The sequence below is a fragment of the Pseudoalteromonas maris genome (assembly GCF_049257235.1).
Taxonomy (GTDB): domain Bacteria; phylum Pseudomonadota; class Gammaproteobacteria; order Enterobacterales; family Alteromonadaceae; genus Pseudoalteromonas.
Genome location: NZ_JBMMUF010000009.1, coordinates 1 through 23843 on the forward strand (window position 1 = coordinate 1; position 23843 = coordinate 23843).

The 23843-nt window shown below is 44.6% G+C and carries 21 protein-coding genes; 16 read left to right on the forward strand and 5 right to left on the reverse strand.

The genetic code is table 11. From position 1 onward, the window contains the following. Nucleotides 1-173 precede the first annotated feature (173 nt). Nucleotides 174-1571, reverse strand: a complete 1398-nt coding sequence (gene asnS / locus AAEU32_RS12375; protein ID WP_421970844.1) for an asparagine--tRNA ligase — start codon at nucleotides 1569-1571, stop codon at nucleotides 174-176. Between the two features lie 537 nt (nucleotides 1572-2108). On the opposite strand from asnS, the gene AAEU32_RS12380 reads away from it, so the two are divergent. Continuing rightward, nucleotides 2109-2543, forward strand: a complete 435-nt coding sequence (locus AAEU32_RS12380; RefSeq protein ID WP_421970845.1) for an ATP-binding protein — start codon at nucleotides 2109-2111, stop codon at nucleotides 2541-2543. A gap of 46 nt (nucleotides 2544-2589) precedes the next feature. Here the strand turns inward: AAEU32_RS12380 and bioA are convergent, their stop codons facing one another. Continuing rightward, complete coding sequence (gene bioA / locus AAEU32_RS12385; protein ID WP_421970967.1) at nucleotides 2590-3879, reverse strand: adenosylmethionine--8-amino-7-oxononanoate transaminase; 1290 nt, start codon at nucleotides 3877-3879, stop codon at nucleotides 2590-2592. Between the two features lie 106 nt (nucleotides 3880-3985). On the opposite strand from bioA, the gene bioB reads away from it, so the two are divergent. From bioB to htpX, 5 genes are all read left to right on the forward strand, one after another. Beyond that, nucleotides 3986-5029 (forward strand): biotin synthase BioB, encoded by a 1044-nt coding sequence (gene bioB, locus AAEU32_RS12390; RefSeq protein WP_421970846.1) that lies wholly within the window; start codon nucleotides 3986-3988, stop codon nucleotides 5027-5029. Further along, nucleotides 5030-6151: an aminotransferase class I/II-fold pyridoxal phosphate-dependent enzyme gene (locus tag AAEU32_RS12395; protein WP_421970847.1), complete on the forward strand. Its 1122-nt coding sequence runs from the start codon at nucleotides 5030-5032 to the stop codon at nucleotides 6149-6151. Then, the gene (locus AAEU32_RS12400; protein ID WP_421970848.1) at nucleotides 6148-6891 is read left to right on the forward strand and encodes a methyltransferase domain-containing protein; all 744 of its coding nucleotides are present in this window, start codon (nucleotides 6148-6150) and stop codon (nucleotides 6889-6891) included. The genes AAEU32_RS12395 and AAEU32_RS12400 overlap by 4 nt, the downstream gene beginning before the upstream one ends. Beyond that, nucleotides 6888-7568, forward strand: a complete 681-nt coding sequence (gene bioD / locus AAEU32_RS12405) for a dethiobiotin synthase (RefSeq protein WP_421970849.1) — start codon at nucleotides 6888-6890, stop codon at nucleotides 7566-7568. Before AAEU32_RS12400 ends, bioD begins: the two co-directional genes overlap by 4 nt. A 175-nt stretch (nucleotides 7569-7743) precedes the next feature. Further along, nucleotides 7744-8601 carry a protease HtpX gene (gene htpX, locus AAEU32_RS12410; RefSeq protein WP_421970850.1) on the forward strand — a complete coding sequence of 286 codons (858 nt, stop codon included), beginning with the start codon at nucleotides 7744-7746 and terminating at the stop codon, nucleotides 8599-8601. Nucleotides 8602-8642: 41 nt separating this feature from the next. Here the strand turns inward: htpX and AAEU32_RS12415 are convergent, their stop codons facing one another. Next, nucleotides 8643-8843 (reverse strand): hypothetical protein, encoded by a 201-nt coding sequence (locus AAEU32_RS12415; protein WP_421970968.1) that lies wholly within the window; start codon nucleotides 8841-8843, stop codon nucleotides 8643-8645. A 113-nt stretch (nucleotides 8844-8956) separates the two neighbouring features. Here AAEU32_RS12415 and AAEU32_RS12420 point away from each other — a divergent pair, with 113 nt between their 5' ends. Both AAEU32_RS12420 and AAEU32_RS12425 read left to right on the forward strand, forming a co-directional pair. Continuing rightward, on the forward strand, nucleotides 8957-9436 hold the full coding sequence (locus AAEU32_RS12420; RefSeq protein ID WP_421970851.1) for a GNAT family N-acetyltransferase: 480 nt from the start codon (nucleotides 8957-8959) through the stop codon (nucleotides 9434-9436). Nucleotides 9437-9719: 283 nt separating this feature from the next. After that, a complete protein-coding gene (locus AAEU32_RS12425) occupies nucleotides 9720-11669 on the forward strand; it encodes an alpha/beta hydrolase family protein (protein WP_421970852.1) in 1950 nt (649 codons plus the stop codon). A gap of 36 nt (nucleotides 11670-11705) precedes the next feature. Here the strand turns inward: AAEU32_RS12425 and AAEU32_RS12430 are convergent, their stop codons facing one another. Next, the gene (locus AAEU32_RS12430; RefSeq protein WP_421970853.1) at nucleotides 11706-12248 is read right to left on the reverse strand and encodes a TetR/AcrR family transcriptional regulator; all 543 of its coding nucleotides are present in this window, start codon (nucleotides 12246-12248) and stop codon (nucleotides 11706-11708) included. A 346-nt stretch (nucleotides 12249-12594) separates the two neighbouring features. On the opposite strand from AAEU32_RS12430, the gene purE reads away from it, so the two are divergent. From purE to AAEU32_RS12460, 6 genes are all read left to right on the forward strand, one after another. Further along, nucleotides 12595-13077: a 5-(carboxyamino)imidazole ribonucleotide mutase gene (purE, locus tag AAEU32_RS12435; RefSeq protein WP_421970854.1), complete on the forward strand. Its 483-nt coding sequence runs from the start codon at nucleotides 12595-12597 to the stop codon at nucleotides 13075-13077. Between the two features lie 14 nt (nucleotides 13078-13091). Then, nucleotides 13092-14231 carry a 5-(carboxyamino)imidazole ribonucleotide synthase gene (locus tag AAEU32_RS12440; protein WP_421970855.1) on the forward strand — a complete coding sequence of 380 codons (1140 nt, stop codon included), beginning with the start codon at nucleotides 13092-13094 and terminating at the stop codon, nucleotides 14229-14231. Between the two features lie 114 nt (nucleotides 14232-14345). After that, the gene (locus AAEU32_RS12445) at nucleotides 14346-15566 is read left to right on the forward strand and encodes an endonuclease/exonuclease/phosphatase family protein (RefSeq protein ID WP_421970856.1); all 1221 of its coding nucleotides are present in this window, start codon (nucleotides 14346-14348) and stop codon (nucleotides 15564-15566) included. A 413-nt stretch (nucleotides 15567-15979) separates the two neighbouring features. Next, entirely contained in the window at nucleotides 15980-16351 is a 372-nt protein-coding gene (locus AAEU32_RS12450) for a hypothetical protein (RefSeq protein WP_421970857.1), read from the forward strand. Nucleotides 16352-16470: 119 nt separating this feature from the next. Beyond that, nucleotides 16471-16689 (forward strand): DUF7661 family protein, encoded by a 219-nt coding sequence (locus AAEU32_RS12455; protein WP_421970858.1) that lies wholly within the window; start codon nucleotides 16471-16473, stop codon nucleotides 16687-16689. Nucleotides 16690-16890: 201 nt separating this feature from the next. Next, entirely contained in the window at nucleotides 16891-19377 is a 2487-nt protein-coding gene (locus tag AAEU32_RS12460; protein WP_421970859.1) for a S9 family peptidase, read from the forward strand. Between the two features lie 24 nt (nucleotides 19378-19401). Here AAEU32_RS12460 and rrtA read toward each other — a convergent pair whose 3' ends face one another. Then, a complete protein-coding gene (gene rrtA / locus AAEU32_RS12465; protein WP_421970860.1) occupies nucleotides 19402-19914 on the reverse strand; it encodes a rhombosortase in 513 nt (170 codons plus the stop codon). A 159-nt stretch (nucleotides 19915-20073) separates the two neighbouring features. Here rrtA and ggt point away from each other — a divergent pair, with 159 nt between their 5' ends. Both ggt and AAEU32_RS12475 read left to right on the forward strand, forming a co-directional pair. Beyond that, entirely contained in the window at nucleotides 20074-21834 is a 1761-nt protein-coding gene (ggt, locus tag AAEU32_RS12470; RefSeq protein WP_421970861.1) for a gamma-glutamyltransferase, read from the forward strand. A gap of 190 nt (nucleotides 21835-22024) precedes the next feature. Then, the gene (locus AAEU32_RS12475) at nucleotides 22025-23743 is read left to right on the forward strand and encodes an NAD-dependent malic enzyme (protein WP_421970862.1); all 1719 of its coding nucleotides are present in this window, start codon (nucleotides 22025-22027) and stop codon (nucleotides 23741-23743) included. Nucleotides 23744-23843: the final 100 nt, after the last annotated feature.

The window sequence follows — 23843 nt, forward strand, 5'->3', positions numbered from 1 at the left end:
GGTCTACAACTGCCAATTTAAAAGCGAGGGAATAATCTCGTTGAGTTCTTTTGCCAATTGATTTCATTACACTCTCCAAATTAAGTTTGAAAAGTGTCAACGCTATTTAGGACGGGTCAATAGCTATAAAAAAACCGCTCATGGAGCGGCTTTTTTTATGTTTGGTCAAACGCTTAGTAAGTAGCGCTACCTTTGGTACGTGGGAACGCGATTACATCACGCACGTTGCCCATGCCAGTCACATACGCAACTAGACGCTCGAAACCAAGACCGAAACCTGAGTGAGGTACAGTACCGTAACGACGTAGGTCGCGATACCAGCTGTAGTCTTCTTTGTTCAGGCCCATTTCTTCAAGGCGTGCATCAAGCACATCTAAGCGTTCTTCACGTTGAGAACCACCGATGATTTCACCAATGCCTGGCGCTACAACGTCCATGGCTGCAACCGTTTTGCCATCTTCGTTTTGGCGCATGTAGAAGGCTTTGATATCACGTGGGTAGTTTTTGATAACTACAGGTGAATTGAAGTGCTCTTCCGCTAAGTAACGCTCGTGTTCTGATTGTAAATCCACGCCCCACTCAACAGGGAATTCAAATTTCTTACCACAACCTTTAAGAATCTCGATTGCGTCTGTGTAATCAACTTGTGCAAAGTCTTTGCTCACGAATTCTTCTAAGCGTGAAATCGCTGTTTTCTCGATGCGCTGAGCGAAGAATTCCATATCATCACGGCGCTCTTCAAGTACTGCTGCAAATACGTATTTAAGCATGTCTTCTGCTAGCTTAGCGATATCTTCTAAGTCAGCAAAGGCAACTTCAGGCTCTACCATCCAAAACTCTGCAAGGTGGCGAGAGGTGTTTGAGTTTTCAGCACGGAACGTTGGGCCAAATGTGTAAATTTTTGACATCGCACTGGCATACGTTTCGCCATTCAATTGACCCGATACGGTTAAGAATGCTTCTTTACCGAAGAAATCTTCACTGTAGTCAATGTCGCCCTTATCAGTGCGTGGTAGGTTCTGCATATCCAATGTTGATACACGGAACATTTCACCCGCACCTTCACAGTCACTGGCGGTGATAATGGGTGTACTGATCCACATGTATCCACGCTCATGGAAAAAACGATGGATTGCTTGTGATAAGCAGTTGCGCACACGCGTTACCGCACCAATTACATTGGTACGTGGACGCAGGTGAGCGTGCTCGCGAAGAAATTCGATACTATGACGTTTTGCAGCCATAGGGTAGGTGTCTGGATTCTCAACCCAGCCGATCACTTCTACTGCATCTGCTTGAATTTCGAATGCCTGACCTTGGCCTTGTGACGCAACAAGTTTACCGGTAACTGATACCGAGCAACCTGCAGTTAAACGTGTTATTTCATCATAATTATTAAGCGAATTTGGCACTACTGCTTGGATAGGATCAAAACTCGAACCGTCATGGACGGCTAAAAACGAAATACCTGCTTTAGAATCGCGACGTGTGCGCACCCAGCCTTTAATAGTTACTTGGCTGTCTACTGCAACAGCGCCTTTTAATAGCTCGGCGATTGCTGTATGGCTCATTTTCACTCCAATGATTACTTGTGCCAAAGTGTCAAATACAAACTGATGACACCCTACTTATGATGAAAGTTAAGAGGCCTATCTTAACCGTGATCGAATGAGAAAAAAACTGTCAATTGGCCTGTTTAATGCTTTATTCCTCAAAAGTGCACAATATTTAGCCTAAACTTAATAGGAACAAGGGATTATTAGGACAACTGTGATGTTAAGAGGTGATCGAACAAGCCCATTTGTTTTTGTTGCATGGTGCGCAGCGATAGGCTGGTGCTTGTTTGTGGTCGTTTTAGTGTTAATTCACTATGGCAAACCCGAAGTACAGTACGGCATTTTAAGCTACTTCGGCGTGGAAACTCGTCACCATTGGTTAGTAAAACCAAAAAATTCTGCATTAATCTTACTTGGGCTGTGCAGTATTTGTAGTGTTTGTGGCATTATAATAGCCACAAAGATAAATAAAATGATGCACCTAGCGTCACTATCCTTAGTTGCTCTGGCGCTTTTGAGTGTCAGCTTCACGCTAGCTATAGTGAGTAGTAAATGAAACAAGTGTTTATTCTAAGAGGTTTACCGGGCAGCGGAAAAACCCATTATGCGCAAAACTTAGCAGACGATTTGGTGGTAGGAGACTCCAGCCAGTATTTCATTTGCAGTACTGATGATTATTTCACATCGGCTGATGGTGAGTATCAGTTCGATAAACACAAGTTACCGCAATATCACAATCTTAATTTGGCGCGCTTTATCAAAGCACTTAGTGACGGTATCCCACTTGTCATAGTGGATAACACTAATATTAAAAAATGGGAATTCGTAGCCTATGTAGAGGCGGCACATGCGTTAGATTACCAAGTTAAAGAGGTTATTGTTGGTGAGGTCAAAGACAAGGCCATGCAGCATTTGTACGCACAGCGTAACACTCATAATGTGGCGCTCAGGACCATAGCCAAGATGGCTTATCAATTTGAATGGTAATAAAAATCCCGCTAATAGCGGGATTTTTTAGTTTGGCATAGTGTTGTTAGTACGCGTCTTGCGCGATAGCCTTATAAATTGCACTGCACAGTGCGTTGATATCGTCTTCGCTACTGACAAAAGGTGGCATGAGGTAAATAAGCTTGCCAAACGGGCGAATCCACACACCGTTATCGACAAAGAATCGTTGAATTTTTGCAACATCAACGGTGCGCTTTAACTCTACAACACCAATCGCACCGAGAGTACGAACATTGGTGACAGCTTCAAGGGTTTCACAGGCTTTTAGTTGCTCTAGCCACTGGTTGATGTTTGCTACCTGCGCTTGCCAGTCATTTTTATACAATAAACTCAAGCTTGCATCGGCAACCGCACACGCTAATGGGTTCCCCATAAATGTTGGGCCGTGCATCAGAACACCGGCTTCACCTTCACAAATACCACGAGCCACTTTATCCGTAGTTAATGTCGCAGCGAGTGTCATATAACCGCCTGTAAGGGCCTTGCCCACACACATAATGTCTGGACAAATATCAGCATGTTCGACTGCAAACAGCTTGCCTGTTCTACCAAAGCCTGTGGCAATTTCGTCACAAATCAAGAGTACGTTGAATTCATCACAGAGCTGGCGCACGGTCTTGAGATATTGCGGGTGATAGAAATTCATGCCTCCTGCATTTTGCACTATAGGCTCAATGATAAAGGCAGCGATATCTTCATGATGCGCTTGGAAGTGTGAACGCAGTACTGCAGCTTCGCGTTCATCAAATTCGTCGTAAAAACCGCTTTTGGGTGCGGGAACAAAGTGTTGTTCTGGTAGGAATCCGCGATACATGCTGTGCATTGAGTTTATCGGATCGCACACACTCATCGCTGCAAATGTATCACCATGATAGCCCTTAGCAGGGGTCATAATTGTGTGCTTACGCTGGTTGCCCTGACTAAACCAATACTGAATCGCCATTTTTATCGCGACTTCAACACTCACAGAACCACCGTCAGCTAAAAATACCTTTTGCAGTGGCTTTGGTGTCATCGCAATCAGCTTTTTACACACGTCAATTGCCGGCTTATGGGTAATACCACCGAACATAATATGGCTCATTTGTTGGCTTTGCTGCTGTATCGCCGCGTTTAATTCAGGGTGATTATAACCATGTAAGGCGCTCCACCATGATGCCATACCATCCACCAATGACTCCCCACTTTGCAAATAGATGCGCGTGCCGTTGGCATGTGTAACAGGGTAGTTTGGCAGTGGTTTAAGCATTGACGTGTAGGGGTGCCAAATATGTTGGCGGTCAAATTCAACGTCAATCGTGTTGTCTGTACAAATATTGCTCATATGTAAACTTGGGTGCTTTGTAATTCGTTGACAATACTAAGGCAAGTCGTAGACTGATACAAAATTAGTTTTAGTGCCCATGTATAAAGAGAACTCTATGGAACAGGCCCAAGTCCGCAATAACTGGACCCATGAAGAAGTAAAAGCCCTATTCGAAATGCCGTTTAACGATTTGTTATTCAAGGCTGCGAGTATTCACAGACAAAACTTTAATCCAAATGAAGTACAAATTTCTACGTTGCTCTCGATTAAAACCGGCGCGTGTCCTGAGGACTGCAAATATTGTCCTCAGTCAGGTCATTATAAAACTGATCTAGAGCGCGAGCGCCTCATGGAAGTGGAAAAAGTGGTTGAACAAGCACGTTTGGCAAAGCAAAAAGGCGCAACGCGTTTTTGTATGGGTGCTGCCTGGTCTGATCCTAAAGACAGAGACATGCCTTACATCGAAAAAATGGTCCGCGAAGTAAAAGAGTTGGGCCTAGAAACGTGTATGACCCTTGGTATGTTAGACAATGACAAGGCACACCAACTTCGTGATGCTGGTTTGGACTATTACAACCACAACCTAGATACATCGCCGGAGTACTACCAACAAATTATCACTACTCGTACTTACCAAGACCGCTTAGACACTCTGGATAACGTCCGTGACGCCGGTATGAAAGTGTGCTCTGGTGGTATCGTAGGTATGGGGGAGCAAGCCAAGGATCGTTATGGTCTACTGTTGCAACTAGCAAACTTACCAAAGCAGCCAGAGAGTGTGCCAATCAATATGCTTGTTAAGGTTAAAGGCACGCCACTGGAAAATGTGGATGACTTAGATCATTTTGAATTTATCCGTACTATTGCTGTAGCGCGTATCATGATGCCTAAGAGTTATGTTCGTTTGTCGGCAGGTCGCACGGGAATGAATGAACAGATGCAAAGCATGTGTTTCTTCGCAGGCGCAAACTCTATCTTCTATGGTGACAAATTGCTTACCACAGAGAATCCAGAAGCGGATGCAGATATGAATCTGATCCGTAAATTAGGCATGAATCCTGAAAAAGGCCAAGATTATTCAGATGAAGCGTATGAAGCGTCTTTGAGCTCTGCAATCGCAGATAAAGCCGAGTCTGAATTATTCTACGAAGCGAACTAAATGGCGTTTGAATTCATCACTGATGCTTTAAATGAACGACAGGCGCAGCATTTGTTGCGCCAGCGTGTTGTTGTGCAAAACAATAGTGCGCGCGTGATTGAGATAGCCGATCATCAATTTTTAAACTTTGCGTCCAATGATTACTTGGCGTTAGGTGATGAGCCTTTACCACTAATCACACGCCGAAGTGGTGCCAGCAGTTCACCGTTAGTTACAGGGTATCAAGCATGTCACCAGCAATTAGAGCAACGTTTTTGTGATCTATTAGGTTACGAGGCGGCAATGCTCTTTGGCAGTGGATTTAGCGCGAATATCAGTGTTTTAAAAGCGCTGTTCAACGAAGCGCCCGATGGATTCATTGTTCAAGATAAGTTGAATCATGCGAGTTTGATTGACGGTGGTTTGCAAGCAAACGCGCAAATGCAACGCTTTAATCATAATAATCTCAGTCACTTGCAGGCACGCCTTGAAAAGTCCAAGTCACGCAACAAGTTAGTTGTCAGTGAAGGGGTGTTTTCTATGGATGGAGACTGCGCACCGGTGGCAGACATTAAAGCGCTATGTCAGCACCAAGGCGCATGGTTTATGCTCGATGATGCCCATGGCTTTGGCGTCAAGGGCAATGGATTGGGCTGCGGCGCAACCACAAAGCCCGATATTCTCGTCATTACCTTTGGTAAAGCGCTAGCATGCAATGGTGCCATAGTGTTGTCGAGCAAACCAGTGATTGACTTACTGCTACAAAATAACCGTGACTATATTTACTCTACTGCGATTTCGCCTATGAGCTGTGAAGTTGCAGATCACCGTTTGACCCAAGTATTAGCAGCAGATGACAAACGTGCGCATTTATCTGATTTAATCAGCTATTTTAAATCTCGTTGCGCTGATGAGGGGTTGGCGTTAATGGACTCTGACACGCCGATTCAACCATTAATTATCGGCGATAGCGAAGGTGCTTTAAACGCGCAACAAGCGCTGCGAAAGCAAGGGATTTGGCTTAGCGCGATTCGCCCGCCAACCGTTGCTCACAACACTGCACGGTTGCGGATCACACTTAATAGTGCGCATACGCATCAAGATATTGATACGCTCGTCAATGCGTTAAGGAGCTGCCAATGACAGCAGCTCTAAAAGTAAAGACGCAATCGCACTTCTCCAAAGCTGCCAGCCAGTATCAGAGTCACGCCAAAGTACAGGCGTTAAGTAGTGATATTCTGCTCTCACGCATTGGCGATAGTCACCTTGGCACATGTTTAGACTTAGGCGCAGGGCCAGGCGTCAATACAGGTGTATTAGCGGCGCAAAGTGATAACTACATTGCGTTGGACTTATCGCAGCAGATGTTGACTCGTATTGATGCCAATGCCCATAAAATATGCGCTGATATGGACATGTTGCCCGTGCAAAGCAATGTGATTGACACAGTCTTTAGTAACTTTGCAATGCAATGGTCTGACGATTTTGCCAGTGCCGTTGAAGAGTTATATCGTGTTATCAAACCTTCTGGAAGAGCGTACCTTGCTGTTGTTGCTTCAAACTCCTTGGTAGAAATTAAGCAGGCATTTGCAACTGTAGGGCGCAGCGCTATCAACCACTTTGATTCGATGCACAGCATGATTACTGGTGCACAAAACGTAGGTTTTGAGGTTACGTGGCAGCAGCAATCATTACTGTTTGATTGTTTTGATACGGCGCAAGAGGCATTAAAAAGTATCGGTGCCATTGGTGCGTCGAGTACACAAAACAATCAAGGTAGTCTCACGAAATCGCAGTATATTCAAGTACTTGACGCATTACAAAATGGCAGTCAGTCAGTAAAGCTGAGCTACAACGTTGCCTTTATGGAATTAACTAAATGAAACAGTTTTTTATTACCGCCACTGACACTGACGCGGGGAAAACGCATATCGCAAGTTTGCTTTTAAAGCTTGCGGTGCAACACAAAAAAAAGGCGGCGGGTTTTAAACCCATAGCCGCTGGCGCCGAAGAAGCGTTTGGCAGGCTAGTGAATACAGATGCATTAACGCTGATAGAAAGTGGCAATTGCAATGTGTTGTATGAGCAAGTGAATCCATTTATATACGCGCCGCCCATTGCGCCGCATATTGCCGCGAAGGAAGTCGGTGAGCAGATCACCATTGAGAAGTTAAACCAAGCTCACACAGATATAAGTAGTGTAGAGGCCGATATCTTGATCACCGAAGGAGCGGGCGGCTGGCTTCTGCCTATCAATGACACAGAATTAATGAGCGAGTGGGTAGCACAAGCACAACTGCCAGTGATCTTGGTAGTGGGCATGAAGCTGGGTTGTTTGAACCATGCGTTGCTTACGATGGAAGTGCTCTCAAGCCAAGGTATACATGTTGCTGGGTGGATTGCCAATCAAATCGACCCAGACATGCTGTGTTATCAACAGAACCTCGAAACACTCAAAGCAAGGCTGCCAGCGCCCATGCTCGCAGAGTCGCCATACACAGAAGATAAGCCAAAATTACGTATTCACGGGGCTTTGATGGATTTGTTCGGCTTGCGTTAATCGTGATCGACTAACCTAGACATACCTATTTACACTTTGTATGTCGCAATTAGCTTGAAGTTACCTATGTTCGACTATATATAAGAGGTAACTTCAACCAAGTCGGTGATGCTATCCATTATGAGTCATTGTTGGACTCCTAATGAATATTCTTACTCGATTGGAGAAATGTAGTATGAAGCGTATTGTGCTGTTTTTATTGACCAACCTTGCAGTGATGCTGGTACTTGGTCTGGTATTATCCGTTCTTTTTGCCTTCTTTGGTATTTCATCTCGAAGCATCGGTGGCATTCTCGTTATTGCGGCAGTGTTCGGATTTGGCGGCTCGTTCATTTCATTGTTTATGTCAAAATGGATCGCAAAAAAATCCACCGGAGCATACGTTATTGAGCAAGCTCGTACAGACACTGAGCAATGGTTAGTATCAACGGTGGCTGAACAAGCTCAGCAGCGTGGCATTAAAATGCCAGAGGTTGCGATTTATGACAGCCCTGAAATTAATGCCTTTGCTACCGGGCCATCAAAAAATAACTCACTTGTAGCCGTGAGCAGTGGATTACTTCACAACATGACCAAGGATGAAGCGCAAGCCGTTCTTGCTCATGAAGTTTCCCACGTTGCTAATGGAGACATGGTGACACTGACCTTAATCCAAGGCGTAGTGAATACCTTCGTTATTTTCTTGGCAAAAATTTTGGCGGGCATTGTCGATAATTTCTTAAACGGCGATGAAGAAGAAGGCGGTGGCTGGACTTACTTTGTCTTTGACATGGTATTCCAAATTCTTTTCGGTATTTTAGCCTCAGTCATCGTTGCTTACTTCAGCCGTAAACGTGAATTTGCAGCAGACAAAGGTGCGGCTGAAATGGTCGGTGCTAATAAAATGCGCTCAGCGCTTGAGCGTTTGAAGCATAACCATGAATCGCGATTAGAGGGTTCTATGATGGCGTTTGGTATTGCATCGGGGCGCTCAATCAGCGAGATGTTTGCGTCGCACCCGCCGCTTGACGCTCGAATAAACGCACTAAAATAAACACAGTGATGATTTGAAAAAGGGCCATATTTGGCCCTTTTTTATTGCTCGCGTTCACGAGCTTGTTGATTGGGCAGTAATTCTTCTACGATTTCTTTGGCAGAAATAGTGTAGCGCACGCCGTCGAACATGACGGATGTGAATTCGTCAATTCCGGTGATCCCTGTGAGTGTCCAGCCTTCACCGCGTTTGGGACAATACACTGTCGTTGTTGGTGGCACTTTGACGTACTGCTCTTGCATCTTATTTGCCTTTTGATGACTTGCTTGTTGACCTAGTTTAAGGCAATAATTCATCAACTTAAACCTTCAACTTCACTCCTTTGAAGATCAGCTGCAAAGACTCAGTCATTACATTGAGACCGATAACCCATAAAGACGCAAACGCGTTAATGCAAATCCTGTCATTGCCTAGCGTGGGAAAGTTTAATGACTATGGCTTGCTCACTGATAAGCACCAAGTAAGAGAAATTATTCAACAGGATATCGAACTGTTGCTTAGTGGATGCGGCGTGCGCATGGCGATTCTTTACGATAACCAGCTTATTGGCACCTGCGGCCTCTATAATGTCGAACGCCCCCGCGTTGAAGTGGGTTTTGAGCTCCATCCTGCTCATTGTGGAAGAGGGCTTATGCAACAATCACTCGCGTTGCTATTGAGCCACAGTCATCACTTTATTGGGTTTATACCTAGTCAGTTTATTGCTCACACGCACCAAGATAATGTGTCCTGTATTAAGACGTTACATGCCATGGGGTTTGAGCGCACACATGACAAGTTAGAGCCTAACGACTCGCTTGTGAGATTTATGCGTACCAATACTCATAAAACGTAGCGCACTAAAGTAGTACTGATAGAGGGCTGCGGTAATTTTTGCACTTCTATTGAAAAAGTCATTTGATATTAGCGAGATACGAAGGATAATCACTGAGAAAATGGTAACAGTGTAATAGTGCAACATGTACTTATTGTACCCAATAAGGTATATTTGCGCTGTTTATTAGTTAGCAAAAGTGGTTTTACATAAACCCATTGTATAAACAAATTACGCTGTTGTGCGATACGGAAGGCCTTATAAAAATCACTAGATTGGCCATTAGAATTGAATGGATTGTCCTATGAAAAAAATACTATTTATATTTGCTTGTTTACTCAGCACTAGCGTGTTGGCAGCGTTGCAGAATGCGCCCATTTTACCTGTTGATGTCTACGCTGACTTGCCAAAATTTAGTATGGCTCGGCTATCACCATCGGGGCAACGCATTTTGTTCCGCGCAGTTGATGGTGACAAAGACATCATGATGATCAAAGAGCTGAGCACCGGTAAGTTGGTTGGCGGAGTCGTGCTTGGCGAAGTTAACCCAAGTGGCGCATTTTTTATTGATGAAGACCGAGTCATTCTGCAAGCCTACAAATACAAGAAACTGCATGGATATCGAGGAAGGCATAACGTCAGTACAGCGTACGTGTATGATGTAAACACCAATAATATCGTGCAACTGCTTGTGCCTGGGCTTGGTATATATCATGGACAAACGGGTCTAGGTCACATTGTTGGTATTTCTGAGGATAAAACAGAAGTGTATATGCCAGCGTATACCGGAATTAAGACCCTTGATAACCCGCCTTATTCCTTGGTGAAGGTCAAATTAGATACTAAGCGTTCACGTGAGCCTCGTATCGTAAAACGTGGACGAAATGAAATCGATGATTACTTTGTTGATAGCCAAGGCGAAATTATTGCTATTGAAGCGTTTAACAACAGAGATGATCTGCACACTATAGATTCCTATATTAGTGGCGAAAAAGTTGAAATTTTCTCGCAAAATACGGCGATTAAGCGCGTATCATTTGTAGGATTAACACCTGATAAGCAATCTTTGGTGATGATCAAGGGCGATGAGCATGGCGGTGATAGTTATTACACAATGTCGTTGCATGATGGCAAAGTTACCGGACCCATCTTTGTAAGGCCAGGTAAGGAAATTGATTATGTTTTATCAGATATAAACCGTGTGGTTTATGGCGTTCGTTATTCTGGATTTAAGCCCAGCTATGAGTTCTTCAATAAGCAGGTAGACAATGTGCTTAACGCTTTACAAAAGCAGATGCCTAACAATGTATTTTACATTCAGGATCATAGCGCTGATTGGCAGAGCATCTTGCTATTAGTTGAGGGTGAGGGAAGCCCACAAGACTATTACTTATACAACAAAGAAACAGGGTTTCAGTTTTTAGCGAGTGCGCGCAAGGGAGTTGACCCAGCCTATGTAAATCCTGTGTTGGAAACGTCTATTACAGCCAGAGATGGTCTTGCTATTCCAACATTAATAACCAGCCCAGTAGGTGTAACCTTAGGGGATAAACCACTCCCTACTGTTGTTATGCCCCACGGTGGACCCGAGTCTTATGACAAATATGGTTTTGATTATATGGCTCAGTTCTTGGCGAACCGAGGTTACCTTGTGATCCAACCACAATTTAGGGGCTCGCGAGGTTTTGGCGCCGATCACACCACCAAGGGCTATGGTCAGTGGGGCCAAGCGATGCAAACAGACTTAGATGATGCATTAGCGGCCATGGTAGAGAAGTCTTACGCTGACAAAGACCGCACGTGTATGTTGGGATGGAGTTATGGCGGTTATGCAAGCTTGACTGCGGCGGTGTCTACGCCACAGATGTATAAATGCATCATTGCGATTAACGGTGTAAGTGACTTGGAGGAAATGCTCTCTACTGAGCGCCGTGAACACGGTAGCGACCACTGGATAGTGAGTTATTGGAACAAAGCCATGCGTGATAGCGTCGATGATAGCAAATTACTTGAACGTTATTCGCCAATTAATCATGTACACAAAGTGCAAGCGCCAGTCTTGGTGATTGCCGGTGAGCACGATAAGGTCGTTCCCGTAAAGCAATCGCGCAACATGGTGGAAGAACTTGAAGACGCGAACAAGGATGTCACCTACATAGAACTAGAAAATGAAGGCCATTCTATTATCAACAACAATACCAGCAGAACCATTACCCTAACTGCAATTGAGAAGTTTTTGGATAAACACTTATAGTCTGGAACTGGCGGGTGGCTGCAGGAGAGCCACCCGCTAAAGCAATGCCAATTTTGCGCTCAGTCTACTGACCATCGCCGTCTTGGTGATACCTTGGGTATTTAACCCTTCTATTAATGTCATAAAAAAGCAATCCATCATCGCTGCTGCACGAACTTCATCATATCGGTCACAGTCGACAAAAAGCTGCTGCTTTAATTTTTCTATACTGCTATTGAAAAAGACCCCTTGGCAAACCAATCCTTGGAGCAGGGTTTGTGTGAATTCCTGATAGCTTAAGAAAAAAGCATACAAGTGCTGAGCGTAATGGCGCAGTTTTAACTTGGGTAGCTCGAATGTGTCATCTTGCTGTGCTTGGGCTATGACATCGTCAAAATGCGCTTGCATCAATTCGTTTAGCAATTGTTCTTTGTTTTCAAAGTGGCTAAACAGGGTGCCATTTGCGATATCGGCTTTTTTGGCAATATCACGAGTAGATGTGCCAGCGTAGCCCTTGGATAAAAATAACTCCCATGCGCAGGACATTATTCGTGCGCGAGTGGCCAGTTTCTTTGGTGTTGTATGTGAAATAGTTGTCATTACAGATACCATTTTGAGCGTGCTCAATTGCTTTGTGAGCGCGCTCAATTCAAGTGCTTTTTTTAGTGTTGTTAGTAATACCTGCGATTTTTCAATACGTTATAGAGAAACGCAATTTTATGCTGGCAAAATAATCTTGTCTGTGTGGTGTACAATAACCTCTTACATGAAGCTTTAACAAGTCGTTAAATGATATTGATTTGTGGCATGATTTTTAACGCACTATTTTGTATAATGCGCCGCGAGTGCTGTAGGTGCACTACAGCCAATGAGCCAGTAACCCCCAGCATTGTATATGTCTATCTGGCTTTAAAAATACAGTATCGTTTATACCCCAGGAGTAATAATGAAAGTAGGTATCATCATGGGTTCCAAGTCAGACTGGCCCACAATGCAACACGCAGCCGATATGTTAGATAAGTTTGGCGTTGAATATGAAACCAAGGTTGTGTCTGCGCACCGTACTCCTCAGTTATTAGCAGATTATGCATCCTCTGCTGCCGATCGTGGCATTAAGGTTATTATCGCAGGCGCCGGTGGCGCTGCTCACTTACCGGGTATGGCTGCTGCATTTACTTCGCTTCCGGTGTTAGGTGTTCCGGTTAAATCAAAAGCATTGAACGGTGTAGACTCACTACTTTCTATCTGCCAAATGCCCAAAGGAGTAGCCGTAGGCACATTAGCTATTGGCGATCCGGGAGCGGCTAATGCAGGTCTATTGGCGGCACAAATTTTGGGGTGCCAACAACCAGAGTTATTAGCCAAAATCGACGCTTTTAGAAAAGAGCAAACTGATACAGTACTTGCTAACCCAAACCCCGCTGAGTGAGAGGCTCTGTAAGCATGAACATGTTAGTGTTAGGAGCAGGGCAACTAGCCAGAATGATGGCGTTGGCGGGTACGCCACTGGATATTCATATCAAAGCGTATGATGTTGGCTCAAAACAAGTCGTTCATCCTGTAACGGGTCAGGTTTATGACTTGAGCCTAGAGGCGGCGATTAGTGAGAGTCACAGTATTACCGCTGAATTTGAACATATCCCCAGCGATGTGTTGTTGCTGTGTCAACAAAGCGGTAAGTTTTTCCCAGGTCAGCAAGCCATTGAATGTGGCGGCGACCGCGCCAAAGAGAAAGCGCTTTTGGAGAAAGCCGGTGTGCCTAGCGCCCCTTATGTGCTGGTAACAAAGCGGAGCGATTTTGACAAAGCCATCGTTGAACTTGACTTGCCTTTGGTTATTAAGACTTGCCAGGCAGGATATGACGGCAAAGGTCAGTGGCGCTTAAAAGACGCTGCAAATGCTGATGAGATTTGGCAAGAAATGTCGGCATTTCTTGATAAAGACCCTGCGCACAGCATCATTTGCGAGAAGATGATCCCGTTTAATCGTGAAGTGTCAGTGATTGGTGCTCGCGACCAAAAAGGTAATGTTGCAATCTATCCTGTCACCGAAAATGAGCACACTAACGGCGTGCTAACGCTTTCCTTAGCGGGCGTAGTGGCAGAGTCAATTCAACAGCAGGCGATTGATGCGTATACCAAGCTTGCGAATGAGCTCAATTATGTGGGTGTATTGGCGATTGAATTTTTCGACGTAGACGGACAGTTGTTAGTGAATGAAATTGCGCCACGCGTTCATAACTCAGGGCACTGGACGCAGCAGGGCGCGTTTTGCTGTCAATTTGAAAACCACGTACGTGCGGTAGCTGGATTGCCACTTGGCGACACACAATTGCTGCAACCGAGCGCAATGATCAATGTACTTGGGCAAGCACACATTCCCACCACCGTATTAAATACCCCACAGGTACGCAGCCACTGGTATGCAAAGGGCGTAAAACCGGGTAGAAAGATGGGCCACATCAATGTGAGCGCATCATCGTTGCAATGTTTAGGTGAGCGTATTGAGCGCCTTACCTCAGAGCTCGATGAGCAAAATTATCCAGGATTGGCTCGTTGCGCCGAACGGCTTAAAGCGATGTAATGAAAAAACCGAGCATGTGCTCGGTTTTTTTTGTATCTTATCGCACGTGATAGGCGTGAGTGCATTCGCTTTGCATCGCCCCCACAATACTTTGCCTTATTAAATGGAATGAATATGAACAGTAAACTAAGCTGCGCGCTGCTCCTTGGTCTTCTTTTACTTACAAGTTGCGCTGCAGATGATGTACATATTGAACAAGCCGAAACGCAAATAGCTACACCAACTGTGCGCGTTGCCACGTTCAATGTGAGTATGGATGGCTCTAATTACGTCAAAGATTTTACCAAATTATCTGAGTCGCCATTACCTGAACTGTTGGCAGAGGGTACCAACGAGCAAATACACAACATCGCACAGATCATTCAGACGGTACGCCCTGACATCATTTTGCTTAACGAATTTGATTACACGCAAGATTGGCAACGTAATGTCGAATTATTTAAAGCGAATTTTCTATCTAAGGCACATGGCTCTGCGAAGGCTATCGATTATCCATATGCGTATAGCGCACCATCAAACACCGGCATAAGCTCTAAATTTGACTTTGATGGTAATGGCAAGAAGACTGGCAATGCAGGCGATGCTTATGGGTTCGGATTTTACCCTGGGCAATATGCCATGGTTTTGTTGAGTCGCTATCCTATCGACGCAGATTCTGTACGCACTTTTCAGCATCTTAAATGGCATACACAAGAAAACGCTGTGATGCCAATGCTTGAGGGGCAGCCTTTCTACGATCAGCAAACGTGGCACGCTGCAAAGTTAAGTTCAAAGTCGTTTTGGGATATTCCTGTGCGCATCGGCGAGCATACGTTGCACGTGTTGGCCTCTCATCCAACACCGCCAGTGTTCGACGGCCCAGAAGACCGTAATGGTTTGCGCAATATCGCAGAGATAAAACTGGTTGCTGATTACATCACTGAAAATTCGCCGAGTTATTTAATTGACGACAAAGGCGTACAAGGTGGCTTAGCGCCACAGAGTAGATTTGTAGTTGTTGGCGATTTAAATGCAGCACCAGAAGGTGAAAAAGCGCGCCCTGAAGCCATTAATCATCTGCTTGAGCACCCATTAGTTAATGCGACGGTCCCCCCCGCAAGTGCAGGTGGGGCTGCAAGTGAAGATGCGCAGTATGCCAAATATTACACGGCTAGCTGGCGCGCGCGTGCTGATTATGTGTTGCCATCTAAGGCAGGGCTGGAGATTGTCGATGCAGGGGTATTCTGGCCACATATCCAAGACGAGGGATATGAGCTAGTTAAAGATCGCACCCTGTCGTCTGATCACAGATTGGTGTGGATGGATTTAAAATTAATTGCGCACGGCGGGAACTAAATTGTACAAAAAACACTCAAACAATCTAGATAGAGCAGGTTGATAGCCTGTTTTATTGCTAGCGCAGAGTTTTGGTCAGCACCCTTGCTGGCCTTTTTTTATGCTCGTAGCGCTCCCTTCAATCGGCTTTGTGTAAAGCGTGACACCGCCTAACACTGTGTCCCAGTTAATGGAAATGGCACAATAAACAACTGCTTTTATATAGTTTTTTGTTTATCTCTCCTATAGTGAGGACAACGACCCATCGGGTCGTTTTTGTCATGTACACGTTCAGAGCGATGTTGCGTAACTTCAACTCTGGTAAGTACTTCCTAAATTTGCTATCAATGGTCTAAGGACAAAAACGAGACAGATTGCGGTAGAAAAACGACCCAATCGCTCGATATTAAATCGTTATTTTTACAGGCAAGTTAATGCTAATTCCGAATCCAGATGATCTTACAAATAAAGTGTCAAATCGAACTCGAAAGATATTCGGCTTTTTGAGTTTATTTATTTCTATCGGTGTAGTTAGCTTATCGTTTATATCTAATGACTCTACCGCAATGATTTTAAGCTTGATTGCAGGAGTTCCTTTATTTTTATTAGGCTGTTCATTGCTTTTTGGTAGAGGTAAAAAAGGAAAAGGTATTTTTTCTCCATTTACACTTTATTTAATTGGCACAGTTATCGGAGTAGCAAGCGTAATTACAGTGTTAATGGGGTATATGCCATCCAGTGTTGGTTTTGCAATTGCTTTTGGTTGCTATGCCCTAGCAAAAAAACGAAGCTACGGTGCAAAGTAAACGTAACCAGTTAATTAAACAATGGACGCAAAACAATAGGTTTGCGCTCCTTGGTCGCTTATTTTAGCCTACTATTTTGCGCCGTTTATTATGGCGTTGTGTGTCTAATAGGAGTAGGTGTGATTATCAAGTTTGACGTTTTTGGTAAACAAATGTCTGTCATAAAAAAAGAACACGAGTGGCAGTTATTTAATGAGTCAGACACGGGCATGCGTGCGCGTGTTTATGACGTAATAATACCTTCGGATATAAACGAGGAAGAGTTAGCACAATATTTGGATGACATTTACCATGAGTATTCATCTGACAAGCACGCTAAAGTAACACGGCTAAATTAGTTGAAGAGCGTCGTGGATGACCATTACAGTGGTGAGGCATTAGCCACCTTTACAAGAGCGAGTGGGCGCGCCACCGAACATGGAATTGGCTGTCATTTGTTGTTATCTACCTCAAAGAAAAACATCTTGGTCTAAAAAAAGTGTCAATGTGTGGCAGTTTTTGCTTAAATCGTGGCACCTTGGATTAAGAATTCTAAAATTATGTTCCATAAATCTTTTCTAGCGGTTACGGTTGCCTCGAGTTTTGTCCTAACAGGTTGCCAAACTACACAACAAGCGCCAGTTGAGCGTGTTGAACAAGCAGCCCAAGCGCCGCAAGCTGTTGTAAACACTCCTACTAAAGTGGGCAGTGTTCCTATCACCTTAGAACAAGCAATGGCAGACCCAGATTGGCTGGGCAATCAACCAGAAGGTGGTTTTTGGCTTGCTGACTCTAGTGCCATCGTTTATCAGCAAAAACAGCAAGGCAGTGTACTTAAAGATACGTATGTACAAGCGCTAGCTGATAAAGAGGGTAAACAGGTTGCGCTCAGTGCTTTGCATGAACTCGGTGCTGATGATGCAACATTTAGTAAAGACAAACGCCTGCAAGCATATGAGTTTGAGGGTGACATCTTCTTAAAAGATGTGTCTAAAAACACCCTAATCCAAATTACCAAAACCTCTGCGTTTGAATCTAAACCACAGTTCTTAAACGATAACTCGTTAGTGTATCGCGTGGGCAACATGTTTATGCATGTGGACTTGCAAAGCGGTTTACATACTGAGCTTGTTAACTTAAAGCTTGAAGACAAACCAGTTAAAGTGAATGAGCCAAGTACCTACATCGCCAAAGAGCAGCACAAGCTCATTGATTATGTGGCACTGCAGCATAAGAACCAAAAAGATAGAGTGCAACGCGAGCAAGCGCTCAATGATGCAAACACAGCGATGGTTGATGCCAATATTTATCTCGGTGATAGCAAGCGTTTAGTTGATGCTCAGCTGTCTCCAGATGGTACCAAGTTGATAGTGGCGTTGACTGATACACGTGGTTGGCGCTCAAAAGACGACATAATGCCTAATTACATCACTGATGATGCCGGTATCGATGCTGTGCCAGCGCGCCGTCGTGTTGCTGATGCAAAACCTCAAGAAACAGAACTCGTTTACATCGACTTGCAAGGTAAGCAGAAGTCAACGTTAACCTACAATACTCTGCCAGGTTGGGACGAAGATGTACTTGCCGATGTTAAAGCTGAAAATTATGCGCGCGAGGGCAAAAAGTATAAATCTGAGAAAAAGCGCCGTGAAATCAATTTGATGATGGACTGGGGTTGGGATCAAAGTGCCATCGTGTGGAACAACTCAGGGTCTGAAGTTGCTGTGATGCTTGAAGCATGGGACAACAAAGATCGCTGGATTGCGACAGTTGACTTTAATGGCAAAAAGCTCGTTAACCAGCACCGTTTGCATGACGATGCGTGGGTCAACTACACATTTAACGATTTTGGATGGTTGAATAATGACAACACACTGTACTTTTTGTCGGAAGAGACAGGTTATAGTCACATTTACACCAAGGCGTTAAATGGCAAGGCGCAACAGCGTACTCAAGGTAAGTTTGAGGTGTCTGACTTAACCCTTACTGCTGACGATAGTTACTTGTATTTCAAAGCAAATAAAAAGCACCCAGGTGTTTATGAGACCTACAGATTAGCACTCAACAATGGTCAAGTAGAGGCGTTGACTGACCTAGGCGGAATGACTGACTACGTATTGAGCCCAGATGAGAGCAAATTGTTACTTTCACACTCTACGATTATGTCACCGCCAGAGCTTTTCGTGATGGACGCGGTACCTAACGCTGAAGTAACACAACTCACGCACACTGTGTCTGATGAGTTTAAAGCAACTAAATTAATCGCGCCGCAAATCGTCGCTGTGCCATCGAGCCACGGCGAGCAGCCTGTCTACGCAAAAGTGTATTACCCAGCCGATTACCAAGAAGGTGAAAGTGGTAAAAACCGTAAAGCGGTGATCTTTAACCACGGCGCGGGTTACCTACAAAACTCGCATTTTGGTTGGTCAGGCTATTTCCGTGAATTTATGTTCCATTCACTACTAGCCAGCGAAGGTTATGTGGTCATGGACATGGATTACCGCGCATCAAAAGGCTACGGACGCGATTGGCGCACAGCGATTTACCGTCAAATGGGTACGCCAGAAACACAAGACTTGGTAGACGGTGTTAAGTGGATGGCTGAAAACGCCAACGTAGATGTTAAGCGTGTAGGTACTTATGGTGGCTCATATGGTGGCTTTATGACCTTTATGGCGCTATTTACAGAGCCTGAGTTATTCCAAGCTGGTGCGGCACTTCGTCCGGTAAGTGATTGGGCGCACTACAACGCACCGTATACCTCAAACATTCTTAATCACCCAGATGTGGACCCAATTGCGTACGAGCGTAGTTCACCAATTTACTTCGCTGAAGGCTTAGCTAAACCACTTTTGATCAATGCACCTATGGTAGATGACAACGTATTCTTCCAAGATGTGGTGAGACTGGTGCAGCGCTTTATTGAATTGGAAAAAGAAAACTTTGAAACTGCGATTTTCCCTGTAGAGCCACATGGTTTTGTGCAGCCATCAAGTTGGTTGGATGAATATCGTCGTATCTATAAGTTATTCGAACAAAACCTGTAATAGGCAGGTGTTAAAAACCCAAGCTTAATGCTTGGGTTTTTTTATGCTTAAAAGTTCTATAGCGCCAAGCGCCAGACCGCATAGCAGGCCAAATAGATGCGCTTCAATAGCAACGCGGGACTCAATTAACGTTTCTAAATCACTGCTTGCACCAATTGTCTGTTCGTATGTTACTTTTGCAATGACACCAACGAGTAATAACCAGCCCGTTTTCTCTTTGTTTTGAAGATCTTTTATTGCACCATAAGCGATTAACCCATGTAATGTTCCGCTTAGGCCAACATAGATATCAATATTGCTGCTGAATATATAAATGAGTAAGGTGGTGACCAGTGATATGGCACACAGGTAAAGCCAATATTTTGTGACACTGAAAAAATGATGATGCAACAACCACAGTGCACCCACACCTGCCATATTCATTGCCAAGTGAGCATCATTGCTGTGAACAAAGTTGCTCGTTAGAATGCGATACCATTGCCCATTTGCGATGGCATCTCGGTCAAATCGTAAATCAATGTTAAAGCCTAAAAACATGACCAAAGTACATATAAAAACAACGAACAAAGGGGCGAGATAAGTCTTTTTATTTGTTAATAATGAGCGCATAAACAACCGGACGCAGAATCTTTACTTTGCACATTGTGCCCGTTTAATTTTAAGATGCCAAACACACATGTCGACGAAGGATGATAAATGACATTCCCAAAAACAATTTTGTCACTGACATTAACTATTCTACTTAGCGCCAGTTGCACCGCCGCAACGCCAACAAAACCAAATCAAGTCCTAGCGGATAGAGAGCCGGAAGCAACCACCTCCGTTGTTGTCAAACAACAAGTCGAGGGCAGCAAATACATGGTTGCAGCGGCTAACCCTCATGCCGTACGTGCGGGAGAAGCTGTATTGGCAAAAGGCGGCAGTGCCATTGATGCCGCGATTGCCGTGCAATTAGTGCTGACACTCACAGAGCCACAATCGTCGGGAATTGGCGGTGGCGCATTTATTATGCATTATGACAATGCAACCAAGCATTTAACCAGCTTCGATGGCCGTGAAACTGCACCAAGCAAGGCAACACCTGAGTTGTTCCTTGACGGCACGGGTAAGGCTGTACCTTGGATTGATGCCGTGGTAGGGGGGCGCTCTGTGGGAGTGCCCGGTGTGTTAAAAGCACTAGCTGATGCTCATGAAAAATACGGTACTTTGCCGTGGGAAGAGTTGTTTACTGATGCCATTAAGCTCTCAGACCAAGGCTTTAAAGTGTCACCACGTTTACATGGCTTAATAGCAAAGAGAATTAATCCGGGCGTTGAATTAATGCCCAAAGCCAAGGCTTATTTTTTTCCCAATGGTCAGCCGTTAGCAATCGGAACCATTCGCAAAAACCCTGAACTTGCCCAGTTATATAAGCGTATTGCAACTCAGGGCGTGTCTGCTTTTTACAGTGGGGAGAACGCCAAGGCGATTGTCGAGGCTGTAAACAACAGCCCAATTGCGCCAGGGGTTTTGAGCATAGATGATTTGGCGTCTTACCAAGCCAAAGAACGCGCACCAATCTGTGTGGGATATCATGCATATCGGGTATGTTCTATGGCACCACCAAGCAGTGGCGGTATGGCCGTTTTACAAATATTGAAATTTCTAGAAGACAAGAAGTTGTCTCAGTATGCGCCAAATGACCCGGTGGCACTGCATTATTTTACCCAAGCATCCCGTTTAGCATTTGCCGATAGAGCGGTGTTTATGGGCGATCCTGATTTTCAACCTGTGCCAACCCAAGCTTTACTCGACGAACAATATATGGATACCCGTGCTGCGCTTATTACTGAGCAAGATAAAAAGCAAAAACATGGCAATCCAATGACAGGTGCTGCATACGCACAGGATGATTCTTATGAATTACCAAATACCAGCCACATATCAATCATAGACGCCAGCGGTAATGCCGTGTCTATGACCACATCAATCGAAATGGCTTTTGGCTCCACTGTGATGGCCAATGGGTATCTGCTCAATAACCAATTAACAGATTTTGCCTTATCGCCTAAACGCGATGGTAAATACGTTATGAACCGCGTGGAAGGTGGTAAACGCCCACGCAGTTCGATGTCTCCAGTAATTGTGTTCAATTCAGATGGGTCAATTCGTTTAGTGATTGGTTCGCCTGGCGGCAGTCGCATCATTAACTATGTGGCACACAGTATTGTTGGTGTATTGGATTGGGGATTAAGTGCTCAGGATGCGATTAACTTGCCGCGCATTACCAATCGCAACGATAAAACGACATTAGAGCAGGGTACGGAGCTAGCCGCGCAAAAAGAAGAATTTGAAAAGCGTGGGCACAGCGTTTATGTCGGTGACTTGAACTCGGGCATTCATGCAGTAGAAATTATAAACGGGAAGTTATATGGTGCCGCCGATCCTCGTCGAGAAGGCATCGCACTGGGCAAATAATGTGTGTTAAGTGGAGCACGTACAGTGCTCCACATCATGCAAATGTTAATGTAACTTCATGGCTGTGTTGTATATTTGCAAACAAGCCTAAAATCTCTCAAAGAATCGCTCGTCTAACCGATTTCGGTTTGCAATTTTAACCTGAGCAGCAATAATATCAGGCAATTGAATTGAGCTCTAAGTAGGCATCATGACTGATAAATCATCTGAAAAACAAAAGCACTCTACAGATCAAAACTACCTATATATTCCATACTCTGGGCCAACCTTACTTGAAACGCCGTTGCTAAATAAAGGCAGCGCCTTTAGCCAACGCGAGCGCGAAAGCTTTAACTTAGCAGGATTGTTACCGCCGCGTTTTGAAACAATTGAAGAGCAAGTTGAGCGTTGTTATCAGCAATATTCAAGCTTTAGCGACAACCTTAATAAGCATATTTATTTGCGTGCGATACAAGACAATAACGAGACTCTTTATTATCGCTTGGTGCGCGATCACATCGATGAAATGATGCCAATTATCTACACGCCAACAGTAGGTGATGCGTGCGAACAATTCTCTGATATTTATCGTAGTTCACGTGGCCTGTTTATCTCTTACGAAGATAGACACAATATTGATGACATTCTGCGCAATGCTACCAAAGGCAAAGTAAAAGTAATCGTTGTCACCGACGGTGAGCGCATCTTGGGCTTAGGCGACCAAGGTATTGGTGGTATGGGTATTCCGATTGGTAAATTGTCGTTGTACACAGCCTGCGGTGGTATTAGTCCAGCGTACACCTTGCCTGTGATGCTCGATGTAGGCACAAACAATGAGAAGCTTCTGAACGACCCAATGTACATGGGCGCACGTCACCCGCGCATTGGCCAAGAAGAATATGACGAGTTCCTAGATTTATTTATTAAGGCAGTTAAACGTCGCTGGCCAAATGTCATGCTGCAGTTTGAAGACTTTGCCCAGCCAAATGCGATGCCACTGCTCAAGCGTTACCGAGATGAAATCTGTAGCTTTAACGATGATATTCAAGGCACCGCTGCGGTTACAGTGGGAACCTTACTTGCTGCGTGTCGCGTAAAAAATGTGAAGCTCAGCGAGCAAAAAGTCGTATTTGTAGGTGCTGGCTCAGCGGGCTGCGGTATTGCTGAACAGGTGATAAGCCAGATGGTGTCAGAGGGTATTACTGATGCACAAGCGCGTAGTCAGATTTTTATGGTAGACCGTTTTGGCCTTCTTAGTGAAGATATGCAGGGACTACGTGATTTCCAGCAAGCCTTGGTACAATCAAATGACGCCCTGAGCGAGTGGACATACAGTGGTGACTTTGCATCGTTACTGGATGTCATGCACTGTGCTAAGCCGGGTATTTTAATCGGTGTATCTGGACAGCCTGGGCTGTTCACTGAACAAGTTGTCACGACCATGGCTGATAACTGCGATAACCCGATTATCTTCCCGTTATCTAACCCGTCAAAGCAGGTTGAAGCGCACCCACAAGATGTTCTTAACTGGACAAAAGGGAACGCCATCATCGCAACAGGTAGCCCATTTGGCAAAGTGCGATACGAAGATAAAGAAGTGGTTATCCCACAGTGTAACAACAGCTACATTTTCCCGGGTATCGGTTTGGGCGTTATTGCTATTAAGGCAAATCGTATCACCGATGAAATGCTTATGGCTGCAAGTGAAACGCTCGCAGCAAGCTCGCCACTGGCTAACGAAGGCAAAGGTAGCTTATTACCACCGCTTACACAGATTGAAACCTTGTCTAAGCGCATCGCCTTTGCGGTTGCTAAGGTTGCAATAGAGCAGGGTGTTGCGCTTGAAGTAAGCGACGAAGATATCCAAAAAGCTATAGATAAGAACTATTGGTTACCACAATATCGTAACTACAAACGCGTAAGTGTATAAACACACTACAGTTTGTAAAAACGCCGCACCTAGTTGCGGCGTTTTTGCGTTGAAGACGGCAATAAGCAAGACCAAATACAGTGTTTTTTGACCTTGCTTT

Bases quoted from the DNA above. Each gene is read 5' to 3' on its own strand.
- AAEU32_RS12380 (WP_421970845.1), top strand. From the start codon at position 2,109: ATGAAACAAGTGTTTATTCTAAGAGGTTTACCGGGCAGCGGAAAAACC.
- AAEU32_RS12415 (WP_421970968.1), bottom strand. From the start codon at position 8,843: ATGCAAGAGCAGTACGTCAAAGTGCCACCAACAACGACAGTGTATTGT.
- AAEU32_RS12460 (WP_421970859.1), top strand. From the start codon at position 16,891: ATGTTCCATAAATCTTTTCTAGCGGTTACGGTTGCCTCGAGTTTTGTC.
- bioD (WP_421970849.1), top strand. From the start codon at position 6,888: ATGAAACAGTTTTTTATTACCGCCACTGACACTGACGCGGGGAAAACG.
- bioB (WP_421970846.1), top strand. From the start codon at position 3,986: ATGGAACAGGCCCAAGTCCGCAATAACTGGACCCATGAAGAAGTAAAA.
- AAEU32_RS12400 (WP_421970848.1), top strand. From the start codon at position 6,148: ATGACAGCAGCTCTAAAAGTAAAGACGCAATCGCACTTCTCCAAAGCT.
- AAEU32_RS12450 (WP_421970857.1), top strand. From the start codon at position 15,980: ATGCTAATTCCGAATCCAGATGATCTTACAAATAAAGTGTCAAATCGA.
- asnS (WP_421970844.1), bottom strand. From the start codon at position 1,571: ATGAGCCATACAGCAATCGCCGAGCTATTAAAAGGCGCTGTTGCAGTA.
- purE (WP_421970854.1), top strand. From the start codon at position 12,595: ATGAAAGTAGGTATCATCATGGGTTCCAAGTCAGACTGGCCCACAATG.
- AAEU32_RS12395 (WP_421970847.1), top strand. From the start codon at position 5,030: ATGGCGTTTGAATTCATCACTGATGCTTTAAATGAACGACAGGCGCAG.
- ggt (WP_421970861.1), top strand. From the start codon at position 20,074: ATGACATTCCCAAAAACAATTTTGTCACTGACATTAACTATTCTACTT.
- AAEU32_RS12445 (WP_421970856.1), top strand. From the start codon at position 14,346: ATGAACAGTAAACTAAGCTGCGCGCTGCTCCTTGGTCTTCTTTTACTT.
- AAEU32_RS12430 (WP_421970853.1), bottom strand. From the start codon at position 12,248: ATGACAACTATTTCACATACAACACCAAAGAAACTGGCCACTCGCGCA.
- htpX (WP_421970850.1), top strand. From the start codon at position 7,744: ATGAAGCGTATTGTGCTGTTTTTATTGACCAACCTTGCAGTGATGCTG.
- rrtA (WP_421970860.1), bottom strand. From the start codon at position 19,914: ATGTTTTTAGGCTTTAACATTGATTTACGATTTGACCGAGATGCCATC.
- AAEU32_RS12440 (WP_421970855.1), top strand. From the start codon at position 13,092: ATGAACATGTTAGTGTTAGGAGCAGGGCAACTAGCCAGAATGATGGCG.
- AAEU32_RS12475 (WP_421970862.1), top strand. From the start codon at position 22,025: ATGACTGATAAATCATCTGAAAAACAAAAGCACTCTACAGATCAAAAC.
- AAEU32_RS12425 (WP_421970852.1), top strand. From the start codon at position 9,720: ATGAAAAAAATACTATTTATATTTGCTTGTTTACTCAGCACTAGCGTG.